The organism is Phormidium sp. CCY1219 (assembly GCF_035615515.1).
Lineage (GTDB): Bacteria > Cyanobacteriota > Cyanobacteriia > Cyanobacteriales > Laspinemataceae > CCY1219.
The window spans coordinates 1-14,099 of the sequence record NZ_JAJENT010000251.1; the positions used below are offsets into that span (position 1 = coordinate 1).

Below are 14,099 nucleotides of genomic sequence, written 5' to 3' on the forward strand. Positions count from 1 at the left end.
GTGAGCTTGGGGAAATATTCGAGCGTAGCAAGAATAAAGTCTTACCAAGCCCTTCCCTTTAGGGATGGGGTTCCTGACGCTCTTATCTCTCTACTTCGCTAGACTTAGGAAACGTAATCGTAAATTCCGTGCCGCGATCGCGCGTCAGTGAAACCTCCCCTTGCAGTTGGTTTGCCAGGGTCATCACCAATTGCAATCCCAATGATTCGGTATTGCGAAAATCAATTGCCTCGGGAAATCCTACCCCATTGTCAGCCACCCTGAGTTGCCAGTAGCGATCGCTGTTTTCCTCAAGCTCTATCCATATTGTCCCCCCATCTCCGGTAGAAAACCCATGTTTCAGAGAATTTAACACCAATTCGTTGATAATTAACCCGCAAGGAACCGCCGCATCGATTCCCAGAGAAATTGGCTCCACATTGACCTGGATGGCAATCATTTCGGAATAGACTTCATAAGAAGCCAACAAATTGGCTACCAGATTTTCCAGATACTCTTCCAACTCAATCGTTGCCAAGTCTTCCGATTGATAGAGCTGTTCGTGAATCAGCGCCATTGACGCCACCCGGTTCTCGCTATCTTTAAAAATTTCTAACATGCGTTCGTCATCGATATACCCCGACTGTAAATTGAGCAAACTCGAAATAATTTGTAAATTATTTTTAACCCGATGATGGACTTCTTTGAGCAGCACTTCCTTTTCCTGCAAGGAGGCTTTTAATTTGGCTTGCGCCTGCTTGCTCTCGGTAATATCGTAGAACGTCACCACTGCCGCTACGATTTGATTGTCGCGATTGCGAATGGGAGCGGAACTTAGGCGTATTGTGCCATAGGTGCCGTCACCGCGCAAGATATCGGCTTCCTCCCCGATAATCGCTTCACCGCGCGCCAGGGAACGGGCTAAGGGCCAGTCTGTAGCGGCGTACCTGCGCCCATCGGGATGAAACCCTTTCCACTGGTGGTATTGGGTCATATTATCCGACGCCAAAAACCGTTGACGCCAGATCTGCTGCACTTGGTCATTGCCTAGAATCAGCTTTCCCGAAGGTGCTTCGGCGATGATGACCGCTGCCGGCATTTGCTGCAACACCGCTTCCAACTGTTCGCGCTTAAATTCTAACTGTTCGAGCAACCCCTGGCGATCGCGTTCCACTTGCTGACGGCGGGTGATTTCTGCACTTAATAACTGATTCGCCTCCAGCAACCGAGTATTTTGTCGTTCCAGCTTTTGCGAATATCCCTGCAATTCCCCATAAAGCCGCGCATTTTCCAAAGCGATCGCCGCCTGAGAAGACAATAGCTTTAAGACTTCCACTCGTTCCGGGGTAAATGCCCCTTCGGTTAGGGGATTTTCCAGATACAAAATGCCCTGAAATTGACCTTGATAGAGAATCGGCAACCCGAGGATTGACTTAGGCTGAGTTTCTACAATATAGGGTTCGCGCGTAAACCGCCCTTCCCGAGTGGCATCATTCAAAACCACCGCAGACAGAGTTTTTTTCACGTAATTAAACAACCCCCTAGGCAACTGCTGAGAAGAGGCGATCGCCATGCCGTTTAAATGCATAGAAGTTTCCCGATCCGTACCGCCGTGGGCAATCAATTTTAACTGCCCTTGGCGCTGCAATAATAAAAATGCCGTCGTTGCCCCTGCATGTTCGAGAACCACATTTATCAACCGATCCAGCAACCGCTCGAACCGGATTTCATCCGAAATCGCTTGCGAGGCTTTTAACACCGTAGAAACATCGAAAGAGGAGGCGATCGCCTGCCGTTGAGTGCGGGTGGTTTGATGAATAGCGATCGGCGAATTTTGCCGGGGAAGTGCCGAAGCGAGAAGCTGGGGATAGCGCTGGGATAAATCGCGCAATTTGGCGATCGCCCCCCAACTTTGATAGGCGAAATAGGCATCGCGCAAATACAGCTGCGCCACCTTCTGCGTACCGCGCGAGATATAAAACTCCCCAGCTAACTCGTTAGCCAAGGCTTCTTCATGGAGATAGCCGAATTTTTGGGCAGCCAAAATGGCGCGATCGTAATGCTGCATCGCCGTCATTTCTTCTCCCAAAACCCGGGCTTTTTCCGCTTCTACCAATTCAAATTTATGTTGGTAATTCTCCGGCGTTCTTTCCATCCAGGCTTTCATTTCGGTTTGATTGTCCCCCACCCTTTGCCAATCGCGCTTTTGTTGCGCCGGAGAAACCGACGGATAGCGAGCCAACAAAGACAATGAAGCGTAAAAGTTATTCACCACCCGGTTAAATAGCCCCGTTACCCCCGCTTCGTATTTTACCGCAAAATCGGCATTTTCCACCGCCTGATAATGCGCTTTAAACTCATAACATAACACGCATTTTGCCAGATAAATGCAGCAGGCAAGCTGTTGGTTGCCATTGGCGATCGCCCGGGGCAAAATTTCGGTTTCATCAAAGTCCTCCCCCACCAATTGTAGGGGGTCGGCTGCCTTTCCTTGTAAGTTTAACGTTAATTGTCGCCATAGGCTGGCATAGTCTTCCTGAAACTGTTGTTTGAAATGGCGAGATAATGCTATCCATTCCCCTTGTTCTCGCGCTGCAACCTCCAGGTTTACTCCCACAAAAAACAACCCCTGATAATGCAGTTGAGCGCTGTAACAGGCATATTCGATATCCCCGGTTTCTAAGCCGCTTTGCACCGCTTCGCGCAAGGGGATGAGGGTATTTTTTAGATGTTCTTTCCAGTGCAGCACTGCGGCATAAAATAAAACATACAGTTTGGACTTGAGCCATTTAGCATTAAAGCGATGTAAGAGCTGCAAAGACAGCTTGCCAAACCGATATCCCGCCTCCACATTTCCTCTCAACCCACACAGAATTACCGCATAATACCCATAGCCATAAGCGGCTAAAGCAGAATTGCCCGACTCGACGCACAGATTGACCATTTTCAAGACAATTAACGGCATCAAAGCCGGATTGACAATATAAGCCGGCGCGGTTATATTCATTAATATCCGTAACGCTGCCAGTTGATGGGCATCGGTCATTTCTGGCAGGGCGGCTAAATCTTCGATGCCCTCTACGGTCGAAGCGGATTCGGTCTGTACGGCGGCGCGATCGATTTGCTCTGGGGTAGGATTTTTTGGCAGAGATACCCCCAACATTTCCAACACGCCCACCCCGATTTCAATGGCATAGGCAAGTTGGTTTTGGGCGATATGATATTGAATTTGGGTTTCGTAAATTTGGACTTTATCCAGAAGCGATCGCCCCCGATCCAGCACCACGTCGGCTAGGGATTCCGCTTCTTGAAAATTGGTGTTTAAATATTCGGCAGCAGCGGCTTCTACATGTAGTGTGAGGGTGAGAGAATAGTGGGTTTCCCAGGCATTTTCTGGCAGCAATTTCAGTCCGGCGCGCAGGTATTTGGCGGCGGATTCATAGGCGCTGGCGCTCTTTGCTTTCTGACCGGCGATCGCATTGAGGGCGGCAAGTTCGAGTTGTCGATTGGCATCGGATATTGCCGATATTCCCAGATTAAATTGATTGACAATCGGGAAAATTCGTTCCGATAATTCGTCATCGGGGGTGCGATCGCGCAGCAGTTGTCCCACTTTCAAGTGCATCTGGGGTTTCTGTGCCTTTGGAATCAGGGAATATGCCGCTTGCTGCACGCGATCGTGAACGAATTGATAGGCGATCGCCGCAGGTTCATTCTCCCTTTCCCACGGGGTGAGGTGGGGGGCATTTTCCTGCAGCTTGACGGGCAGGTTTTCTCCTTCTTTTAACGGCACAATTAAACCCGCCTCTAGGGGCGCGCTCCACTCCCTAGCGGTGGCGGAAAGGGAGCTTTCTACCGCCTCTGCTACCAGTTGTAAGGAAAACTTGACGCCGATACAAGCCGCCTGTTTTAATAGGGTTTGTGCCGATGCGGAAAGGGATTGAATGCGATCGCAGGTCAGGGAAATATCATTATCGGCGATCGCTGCTTGTTTGATTCCCTCCAAATCCCAGCGCCATTGCTGTGCTGAAAAGTCAAACCCGATTAATCCTTTTTGATGCAAAGACTTCAGCAATTGGGCGATAAAAAACGGATTGCCGGCAGTTTTTTCAAACACCAATTCCGCTAAATCCGCGCTTTTTTCGGTATGTACCGTATCGCGAACCAAGGCGCAGACATTTTCCCAGTTTAACGGAGAAAGGGTAATTTTCTCCACTCGCGCCTCGCTGTGTTGAATGCGCTGCAGGGTTTCTCGCCAAGGATGAGTATCATGGATTTCATTGTGGCGATAAGCGGCGATTGTCAGCAGATATCCGCCATTGCGATCGCTCATCAACCGTTCGATTGAATTTAAAGAAGCAGCATCGACCCACTGCAAATCATCCAAAAATAACACCAAGGGATGTTCTTGTTTGCGAAATACGCCAATAAACTGCTGAAAGACGCGATGAAAGCGATTTTGTGCTTCTGTAGGGGGTAAAGATGGAACCGCCGGCATTTCCCCCACCATCCATTCCACTTCCGGAATCACTTCAGCAATTACCCCGGCATTTTCTCCCAACGCCGCGATTAATTTCCCTTTCCACTCCTCAATCCGCGCCGCATTTTCCGATAAGAGTTGGTGCATCAATTCCTGGAATGCCTGAATGAAGGCCGCATAAGGAACTTGACCCTGGTATTGATGAAATTTACCGCCGATAAAATAGGCATTTTCGTCGAGAATTACCGGGTGAATTTCACGGATCGGTCGGGTTTTACCAATGTCCGAGTAACCCAACACTAACGCCATCTCGGTACTCCCGCCACCAACGCGATGAACCGCCTCGGTTAATTGGCCGATTTCTGTTTCCCGCCCGTACAGTTTTTCTGGTATGGAAAACTGCCCGGAGCGATCCAGAGTTCCCGGAGTAAAGGGCTGAATTTTTCCGGTTTCATATAGTTGATGCAAACATAATTCTAAATCCGCTTTGATGCCATAGGAACTTTGATATCGCTCTTCGGGAGTTTTGGCCAGCAGTTTCATTACCATATCGGAAATCGTCTGGGGAATCACGCCGCGTTCCCCGGTGGGGTTCGCCGCGCTAGAAACGCGATCGGGAGATATGGGGGTTTTGGCAATATGGGAGTGAATTAATGCTAGCGGATCGGAGGTGTTAAATGGCAACTGCCCGGTGAGGATTTCATAACAAGTAATGCCAAATGAGTATAGGTCGCTGCGATAGTCTACCTGGCGATTCGTTCTCCCGGTTTGTTCGGGAGACATATAGGCAAGGGTTCCGGCGATCGCGATGGCATTGTCTGGGGTGGGGCGCTGTTGTGAAACCTGGGCGGCAATACTAAAATTTATGAGGGTGATTTCCCGGGTTTCTGGATCGATTAAGAAGTTCTCGGGTTTGATATCTTGATGCACGATTTGCCGATCGTGCAGGTATCCCAAAATAGTAGCGATTTGAATGGCACTCTTTAAAAAGGTGGGAATGAATTCGGGATGGGATGAATCTACGCCTCCCTGCTGGCGATCGCGAATGAAATATTTTAAGGTTTTCCCGGGCACATCTTCGAGAATTAATGCCAACCGATGGCGATAGTTTTCTAATTTAATCGGTTTCACGATACCCGCTGCGCCGAGGGATTTCAGCAGGTTATATTCCGCTTGCAAGCGGGCGTTTTCCTCCTGGGTGGGATACTCGGTTTTGAGCGATTTCACCAAAACCGATGCCCCATCGCGATCGCGTTGACCCCGATAGATTGCTGTACTGACATCTTCTAGTAATATGTGTTGACAATGGTACCCGGGAAGCCAAACCCTCATGCTTGCCTTTTATCTCCAGACACAGTAGCTTCTTTTTCATCCTACGTGCCTGGGGAATCAAATACATCTTCCTATTTATAGATTCTGGTTAATTTAGTCGTCGGGTGGGCATACCCCCCCTACTACTACTTTTTGCCTACGACTCTGAGTCAAAGGGTTTGACCCAGTTTCGCGCGATCGCTGCATCCAAAATCACCCCTGCCACGGCAAACCCTAAAATGCTCTCGATCGCGATCGCACTAGCGGGCAAAATGCTTTCCCAAATCGCCAAATTTCGCCCTTCTAAAGACAATTCTATCTCGATTTTAGCCAGGGCGCGCACCAGTCCAAAAGCAAGAACCGCACCGGATTTTAAATGAACGTTATTGTCGGCGCGAATGATGTAGCGATAGGTGACGCCAAACAAAAACCCCATAAATCCGGCGCTGGCGGTGGTGAAAAGCAGGGGTTGACTGGAAAATAGGGGGGCGCTATTGGCAAATTGTGGCGCAATTATTGTCTCGTTAAGCAGGGCGGTAATGACAAAAATTAGCAAGAATGACAGGGAGGCGATCGCCCCTGCTTTTACCGATTCGATTCGTTCGGTCATCGTTTCCCGTTCTATCGGTAGTAATTTCATCGCGTAACTCTCCTATTTGGCGGCTAAATATCCGTTCAACGCTTATGGATTATAACACGATGGATTGCTCTCATAAACTCCCCCACTTTGCTGCCGCTCGTTTTTTGGAAAAAGCCCTTATAACTCGGGAAGTATTTTTTGTGTATTTTAAAAAATCGCTTGAGAATTTGCTAAAGTTAAGATAGCCAAATTAAATAAACGATAAAGATTAGCAGGGGTCAAAAAATCAAAACTCCTCACACCCAAAAATAGACCCGCCAAATCCTTCCATATCTGCCTATTGTTTCTCGGAGTTTGACTCAGAGCGTTGCGCGGGTAGGGTAAAATAAAAAGTCGAGCCACAACCTACCTCGGACTCGACCCAAATGCGCCCGCCGTGATATTCTACGATTTTTTGGCAAGTGGCCAACCCAATTCCGGTTCCGGGATATTCATCGCGCCGATGGAGGCGCTGAAAAATCATAAAAATGCGATCGAAATGTTCGCGATTGATGCCGATACCATTATCCATCACGGAAAATACCCATTCGGACTCATCCGGTCCATCGGCGCTGCGATCGCCATTTTTTGCCTGAGATTTGCTATCGCTAGATGGGGCAGGTTGCAACATGGCAGAAATATGAATTTGTGGCGTTCTATGTTGACAGTATTTCAGGGCGTTATCGAGCAAATTTTGGAAAAGTTGCTCCAGTTGCACCGGATCCGCCATCACCGTGGGCAAGCGATCGCAAGTAATGCGCGCCTCGCTTTGGGAAATCGCATTTTCCAAGCTCGCCATCGCCTCTTTCACCAGTTGTTCGCAACTCGTCGCCTCGAAACTCTCTGTCATCCTCCCGGCGCGGGAATAGGTTAGCAAGTCTTCGATTAATTGCTGCATTCGCCCGGTGCCATCGAGAATATAATTAATGCATTGGTCGGCTTTTTCATCCAGGTTCCCGCGCGATCGCATGGCCAACATTTGCGCCCAAGAGGAAATGCTCGATAAGGGCTGTTTTAAGTCATGGGAGGCGATATAGGCAAACTGTTCTAGTTCTTGATTCGAGCGCTCTAATTCCGCTTGCACTTTCTCCCGTTCCCGGATTTCTTCTTTCAAGCGCGCGTTGGTTTCGGCTAATTCTTCATTCGCTTTCAACAACGCTAAAGAGATTTGCTTGCGCTCGATCGCGTAGTGCAAAGAACGCCCCAACCGCTCCATATTTACCAACCGCTTGACTAAATAATCCTGCGCCCCTTGTCTCAGCGCCTCCAGAGCCAATTGTTCGTCATTGGTATTCGTCAGCACCACGATCGGCACCGTGGGGGCACAGGGCACCAGGGTGGATAGAGACTCCAACCCAGCACTGTCGGGTAAGGTTAGATCCAATAAAATAATATCAAAGCTCTCCGCTGCAAGTTGCTTTAGCCCCTCGCGCAAGTGCTGTACGTGGACGATGGAAAACTGCATCGGTTCCGTGGTGCCTAGCACTTCTCGCAACAATCGAGCCTCAGCGCTATTGTCCTCGATTAACAGTATCTTGACGGCATGTTCTGGCATGATTTTATTCCGATGGGAGGGTAACGATTTCTAACCAAAATTCTGCAATCATTTTAACAACGTTGAATACGCGATCGAGTCTCCCGGATTTGGTAATGTAAGCATTCACGTGCAAGTCATAGCTACGGCAAACGTCTTCTTGGTTTTTGGAGGTGGTTAGCACTACCACCGGAATCCGTTTTAACTTTGGATCGGTTTTAATTTCTGCCAGCACCTCTCGCCCATCCTTTTTCGGCAAATTCAAATCCAGCATAATTAGATCGGGTCGCTGTGCCCCCGCATACTCACCTTCGCGCCGCAAGTAACTCATGGCTTCTATTCCATTTTTGAGCGCAACCATTTGGTGTGCCACGGTGGTTTCTTTCAACGCTTCTTGAATCAAGCGCACGTCGCCTCGATTGTCTTCTACCAGAAGGATGAGTTTGGGGGATTGGCCGCGTTCCATCTGTGCGTTACACTTAAGAGATTGGTTTCAGGGGAATTGTAAAATAAAAGGTAGCACCAACTCCTCTTTTAGACTCCACCCAAATGTTACCCCCGTGACGTTCGATAATCCGCTTGCAAATTGCCAATCCGATACCCGTCCCGGGATATTCCTCGCGCAGGTGCAGGCGCTGAAAGATGATAAAAATGCGATCGAGAAATTGTGGTTCGATGCCGATGCCATTGTCTCGCACCCAAAACAACCAGTGGGTAGCTTGACGTTGTACGCCGATGTGAATTTCTGGGGGATTGGACCCGCGAAACTTGATGGCATTTCCCAGGAGGTTTTGAAACAGTTGTCGCAGTTGGGTGGTATCTGCGATCGCAGTGGGTAAGCAGTCGTAAGTAATTGTTGCGCCACTATTTGCGATCGCATGCAAGCAAGTGAATCAAACAAGCTTTGACCACCGCCTCCACATCCGTGGGTTGAAATTCTTTCCCCCGCGACCCCACCCGCGAATATTCCAACAAATCATCGATCGGGTCTTGCATGTGGTTCACCCCTTCCACCGCAAACCCGATAAATTCCTTCGCATCCTCATCGAGGCGATCGCTATAGCGCAGCTCTAAAAGCTGCACGTAACTCGACACCAAATTCAACGGTTCTTGCAAGTCATGGGAAGCAATATAGGCAAACCGTTCTAACTCCGCATTCGACCGTTCCAGTTCTTGGGTTAACTTCGCCAATTCCTCCGCTTGATGCAATACAATATTGATAATGGCAGTTCGCAATTCTAAAGCAGCATCGAGTTCACACCCCTGCCAAGGTAAAGACTTGCCGCGCACGGTTTCTTGCCAGATTTCAAACGATTTCCGAGGAGACAAATACACTTCCCCATTTTCATCGTGGCTTTCCACGGCTTTATGCGGATTTCCCGCCCACTTCACCCGGTGGGTCACTTCCGGGCGAAACCACAAAATATAGTTACTAAACTTAGCAGAAAGCGAAATAGCCAGCAACCCACTGGCCACCGCTTTAAACGATTCTGCTTCTGGATAAATACAGGATAGAGAGTCAGTAGAAATCATTTCCTCATCCACCGTAGCGTCCAACCATTCTACTAACTCATTTAGCTCCTCTTCTCCCGGCGTATTGCCGCTTTTTGCGCCGGATGTGCCCCAACATACGGCCACTCCTTCAGCGTTGACCAACTCCAGTAACTTTTCCGTTTGGCTGGCCAATACATCCAGATTGCGATCGGATTGATAAAGGGTATTAATCAACTGGTAGGTTTTATCTTTCACCTCCATTCTATACTCGTAATCTTCCTCTTCTTCCCGGTTGGCCAATTCCGAGGAAATGATTTGTCCCAAAAATTCACATCCTTGACGGACTTCATAAGAGACCGATTTGGGAGAATGATGGTGACAAGCAATTAATCCCCACAGTTGTTGTTTTTTGACTAAAGAAATCGACAGGGAAGCGCTGACGCCCATGTTTTGCAGGTATTCTCGATGAATGGGAGAAACGCTTCGCAACAGAGAAAAGCTCAAGTCCACAGGATAGTTCGTGACCGGATTTATTTCTGGGACGATGGCGCTTGGCTCAGCGGTGGCATCCGGAACTAATCGCAGCCAGTTTTCCAGGTATAATTTTCTCGCTTGTTTGGGAATATCCGATTCCGGGTAGTGCAATCCCAAATAAGGCGAAAGATGGGCGAGTTTTTCTTCAGCAATTACGGTGCCATGTCCGTCCCGGTCGAATTGATAGACCATTACCCGGTCAAACCCAGTAATTCTCTGGATTTCTTTAACCAAGTTTTGACACAGGTCTGCCAAAGAGGCGGATTTTTGCAACTTAGTGGATGAAGCTCTCACCAGTTGGTAAAATTGGGGGAAATAAAGGGTTTTGCGATCGCCGTTGGGTTCGAGTTCTAGCAGCAGTAAACCCTGCGGGTTGCGATGCAATATGCCATCGAAGGATAAGGGTTGGTTTTGGTTTGGAGTGGGGATAGAAACGTGAAAGGGATTGAGAGCATCGAGGGAGTCGAGATCGAGCGCCGCTTGCAGCGCTTGAATGCGATCGCGATCGAGCAAATCCGCCAAGTTTGTTTGCAGCAGCGCTGACGGGGCAATCCCGAGCCACACTTGGGTATTGTCGCTCACTTGAATTACGGTCAAATCCGGTTCTCGCAGCACCAATAACACCCCGTGAGGCTGAATGCAACCGGGGATATGAATGGGTTCGCGATCGCAGTTGGTTAAATTAATCGATTCCGATAAACCACCGTCGGGATGTTCACTCATCATGCCCGATTCTCCTCCTGCACCATGTTGGTCTTCCATGCTAACGAAAAATGGGGCAAAGGGAGCAAAATCCAACCCGATAAAGCCCCATTCTTGACACTTCCCGACAATTGGAAAACCGGCGAAAGCTAAAGCACTTTATGGGTATATTCGTGCTGCTTGATATTGTCCTCCGGGCGCACGAGATTTTCCGAATTCAGAACCCGCTTGCGCTCCGTGGAGTAGTTAAATTCCCGATAGATACTTCCCGGCGCAATTAAATCGCGCGCTTCTTCCCGTTTCTTGTAAGTCCGCGTTGCCGCGATCGCCCGCGAAACAAAATCATCGCAAATTTGCGCTTCCGGCGGAAATTCCGGCAACATTTTCACCGTTTCCCCCTCTAACACTGCCCCCAAGGTGGTGGCACAAGCCATTTCATACGACGTGGGAATCCCCTTGACAATCGCTTCTAACGCAGCAGACGGAATCGGTTCGACAATTTTCACCGGATGAACTTCCCCATCTTCCTTGAGAAAGCAGGTTGCCAACCCGACAACGAGATAATCCTCCCCAGATAGGTCAGGCGCATTCGGATAAGCAGTGGCAGCACTCATGACAAATTCTCGCTTTTAATTCAACAGCACTCGTATCCGTTGCATTTTACCAACTCTTGGCCTGCAGCACGATCCGGCGAGGGATAAATCTCCCGCCTCATAGCTTGCATTCGGTTAAAAACCGACTCAAAAGCTTATAGTAAAAGCATTTCAGTCGGTTAAAACCGACTTCATATATTAGGCGTGGGTTTAAACCCACGCCGGGTGTTGCTGGTGCAAGATGTCAGATTTTACCAACTCTTGGCCTACAGGCGATCGCCTCTTGTCCCCCTCCCCTGACCCCAAGTGCCCCCCACCATCTCTCCTGCTCCCCAATCTCTCTTCACTTAAATTGCATATTATCCCCCAAGCCCCAAACTTGTTCCCTGTCCCTGCCTAGATAAACTCTCAGCGAGGCTCTGTCCCCCATTCAATCTGCCCAAAATATGCAAACTAAATGTGCTAAAAAGCCATTCCACCCCCGAGGGACGGATCCCCGACCCGGAGAAACCGGGTCCAAATCGTCCCTGATTCGCAACCAGAGAATAGACAAACCCGGTTTCTAGCCCCCTAGAGAGTCTCAAAGCGGGGGCTGTTGTTGCAGACAGGCATCGAGATCCAACTGAGATAACCCCTGGTAGGCATTCTCGATCGCCCGTTTGCCGCGCAAAAAGCCAGTATTAGCACCGGGACAGATATAGGCCAGGGTATCCGGAGAAAAGCGCTCCAACAGAGCTGCAGTAGAGCGAATTTGCCGGGGCCAGTGGAAAGTTTTCTTCGTTCGCAGGGGCGCGCGATCCCCTTGAGGATTCGGCAACAAATGACGTCCCGAGAACAATACCCCCCCATGTGGGGGATAATAGAGACAAGCCGATCCAGGACAGTGGCCGGGCGTCCAAATCCCCTGGTAAAGAGAATTGAGGGTGCGATCGCCCCCAAATGCGGTCACGGTTAATCCGGGCAACAGATAGGCAATCTGTTCTTGAATGACAATTTCGCACTGGGTGGCAAGCTGAATGTCCTTAACCTTGGCGATCGCGCCGCGATGGGTAATAAACAGCCAGCGCACCCCACCCATGTCCTGCAAAAACTGCTGGTTCGTCTCGTCCCAGGCGGGACAATCAACCAACAGATTGGCGTTATTTTCTACAATAAGATAGGCTGTGCCTCCTAAGGTCTCCCGATTGGGGGGAAAGGCAAAAATGCCGTCAAGCACAGCCCGTGGTTGTTTGGGCATAGCATGGTTTTCTGGTTACTGCTTCTAGGGATAATTACATACATTATTTTACGGACTCGCGTCGCTCATCTGACGCGCACGCCGCTATGGGTTCTTTGGTTGGTACTGATGACCCCGGCATTTATTTGGACCGCCTGGTTTGTCGTCCACGGGAATAACGAACCCTTGCCCACCGAGGTGGCGGTGGGTTCGTTTATCCTCTCGCCGATAATTTACTGGTTTGCCTTTTCCTGGGGGCGTCGGGATTTTCGCCCGCCCCCTACGGAAGGGGTCGCGACCCCATCCCCCGAGGAATCGGACTCCGAACACAAGGAGGGGGGACTCCCCAAGCTTGCCGACGTGCGCCCCATCAGCGCCGAGGAAGAAGAAGAGCTGCGCGATTGTTTTGACTGGACGGTTTATCCGTTGCACAAACTAGATTACCGTCCCCAGGCGATTATTTGTCGGGGTCAGTTGCGATCGCCCCCGGAAGTGGCTTACAAGCGGATTCGAGAGAATATTGAAGGGAAATTCGGCGATCGCTTTGCGATTATCTTCCAAGAAGATTTCCACGGAAAACCGTTTTTTATCCTGGTGCCCAATATCATCCCCACCCCCGATCGCTCGCAGTTAAACAAACCCCTGCTGGCGTTATCCTTGGCGGCAATTACCCTATTTACCACCACCGTGGTGGGCACCACCCTGGGGGGGGTTTCCCCACAAACCCTGCAATCGCAACCGGCGCTACTGGTGGAAGGGTTGCCCTATGCGATTTCCCTGATGACCATTTTAGGGATTCACGAATCCGGGCATTATGTGGCGGCGATCGCCCATAATATCCGCACCACCCTGCCGTATTTCATTCCCTTTCCCATCTTTTTGGGCACCTTTGGCGCATTCGTGCAGATTCGCTCGCCAATACCCAATCGCAAGGTGTTGTTTGATATCAGCATCGCCGGACCGATTGCCGGATTTGTGGTGACGCTACCGATTTTGTTCTGGGGATTGGCGAATTCCACGGTGGTGGAGTTACCGGAAGACCCGAGCATGTTCTCGATTGACGCTTTAGATCCGACTTTTTCCCTGTTGTTGTTGCTGTTGAGTAAATTTGCCCTGGGGTCGCAACTGACCCCTACCTCGGGAATTGACCTGCATCCGGTGGCGATCGCCGGCTATATTGGGTTAATTGTCACCGCGTTTAATTTATTGCCCGTGGGTCAACTCGATGGCGGTCATATCGTCCATGGGATGTTCGGTCAGCGTCAGGCGGCGCGCATCGGTCAAGTGTCGCGGTTTTTAGTGTTGGGATTGGCTGTGTTGCAACCCAGTTGGTTTTTGTTGGCGGTATTTTTATTTTTTATGCCAATTATTGATAGTCCGGCGCTGAATGATATCAGCGAATTGGATAACCGACGGGATTTATGCGGGCTGTTGGCGATCGCGGTATTATTACTGATTATTTTACCCGCTCCTAACCTGGTGATGAATTGGTTACAGGGATAGGGAAGCGAGATACCCTCTTGAGGGAGATCGAACGAACCATTCACGATTGAGGCCCACTCAGGAACCCCATCCCTAAAGGGAAGGGCTTGGTAAGACTTTATTCTTGCTACGCTCGAATATTTCCCCAAGCTCAC

The 14,099-nt window shown here is 49.7% G+C and carries 9 protein-coding genes; 1 reads left to right on the top strand and 8 read right to left on the bottom strand.

Annotated features, from left to right (window positions below; translation table 11 throughout):
• Positions 1 to 82: 82 nt before the first annotated feature.
• From LKK83_RS02725 to LKK83_RS02760, 8 genes are all read right to left on the bottom strand, one after another.
• Positions 83 to 5,791: an AAA family ATPase gene (locus LKK83_RS02725; RefSeq protein WP_324629274.1), complete on the bottom strand. Its 5,709-nt coding sequence runs from the start codon at positions 5,789 to 5,791 to the stop codon at positions 83 to 85.
• Between the two features lie 136 nt (positions 5,792 to 5,927).
• Positions 5,928 to 6,410: a hypothetical protein gene (locus LKK83_RS02730; protein WP_324629276.1), complete on the bottom strand. Its 483-nt coding sequence runs from the start codon at positions 6,408 to 6,410 to the stop codon at positions 5,928 to 5,930.
• Between the two features lie 277 nt (positions 6,411 to 6,687).
• Complete coding sequence (locus LKK83_RS02735; RefSeq protein ID WP_324629277.1) at positions 6,688 to 7,944, bottom strand: sensor histidine kinase; 1,257 nt, start codon at positions 7,942 to 7,944, stop codon at positions 6,688 to 6,690.
• A gap of 4 nt (positions 7,945 to 7,948) precedes the next feature.
• Complete coding sequence (locus LKK83_RS02740) at positions 7,949 to 8,389, bottom strand: response regulator (RefSeq protein WP_324629278.1); 441 nt, start codon at positions 8,387 to 8,389, stop codon at positions 7,949 to 7,951.
• A 13-nt stretch (positions 8,390 to 8,402) separates the two neighbouring features.
• The gene (locus tag LKK83_RS02745) at positions 8,403 to 8,807 is read right to left on the bottom strand and encodes a sensor histidine kinase (protein WP_324629279.1); all 405 of its coding nucleotides are present in this window, start codon (positions 8,805 to 8,807) and stop codon (positions 8,403 to 8,405) included.
• Positions 8,788 to 10,677: a GAF domain-containing protein gene (locus tag LKK83_RS02750; RefSeq protein ID WP_324629280.1), complete on the bottom strand. Its 1,890-nt coding sequence runs from the start codon at positions 10,675 to 10,677 to the stop codon at positions 8,788 to 8,790. The genes LKK83_RS02745 and LKK83_RS02750 overlap by 20 nt, the downstream gene beginning before the upstream one ends.
• Positions 10,678 to 10,802: 125 nt before the next feature.
• A complete protein-coding gene (locus tag LKK83_RS02755) occupies positions 10,803 to 11,267 on the bottom strand; it encodes a hypothetical protein (protein WP_324629282.1) in 465 nt (154 codons plus the stop codon).
• 559 nt (positions 11,268 to 11,826) lie between these two features.
• On the bottom strand, positions 11,827 to 12,483 hold the full coding sequence (locus LKK83_RS02760) for an MBL fold metallo-hydrolase (RefSeq protein ID WP_324629283.1): 657 nt from the start codon (positions 12,481 to 12,483) through the stop codon (positions 11,827 to 11,829).
• Between the two features lie 3 nt (positions 12,484 to 12,486).
• On the opposite strand from LKK83_RS02760, the gene LKK83_RS02765 reads away from it, so the two are divergent.
• Positions 12,487 to 13,965, top strand: a complete 1,479-nt coding sequence (locus tag LKK83_RS02765; protein ID WP_324629284.1) for a site-2 protease family protein — start codon at positions 12,487 to 12,489, stop codon at positions 13,963 to 13,965.
• Positions 13,966 to 14,099: the final 134 nt, after the last annotated feature.

Bases quoted from the DNA above. Each gene is read 5' to 3' on its own strand.
- LKK83_RS02725 (WP_324629274.1), bottom strand. From the start codon at position 5,791: ATGAGGGTTTGGCTTCCCGGGTACCATTGTCAACACATATTACTAGAA.
- LKK83_RS02730 (WP_324629276.1), bottom strand. From the start codon at position 6,410: ATGAAATTACTACCGATAGAACGGGAAACGATGACCGAACGAATCGAA.
- LKK83_RS02735 (WP_324629277.1), bottom strand. From the start codon at position 7,944: ATGCCAGAACATGCCGTCAAGATACTGTTAATCGAGGACAATAGCGCT.
- LKK83_RS02740 (WP_324629278.1), bottom strand. From the start codon at position 8,389: ATGGAACGCGGCCAATCCCCCAAACTCATCCTTCTGGTAGAAGACAAT.
- LKK83_RS02750 (WP_324629280.1), bottom strand. From the start codon at position 10,677: ATGATGAGTGAACATCCCGACGGTGGTTTATCGGAATCGATTAATTTA.
- LKK83_RS02755 (WP_324629282.1), bottom strand. From the start codon at position 11,267: ATGAGTGCTGCCACTGCTTATCCGAATGCGCCTGACCTATCTGGGGAG.
- LKK83_RS02760 (WP_324629283.1), bottom strand. From the start codon at position 12,483: ATGCCCAAACAACCACGGGCTGTGCTTGACGGCATTTTTGCCTTTCCC.
- LKK83_RS02765 (WP_324629284.1), top strand. From the start codon at position 12,487: ATGGTTTTCTGGTTACTGCTTCTAGGGATAATTACATACATTATTTTA.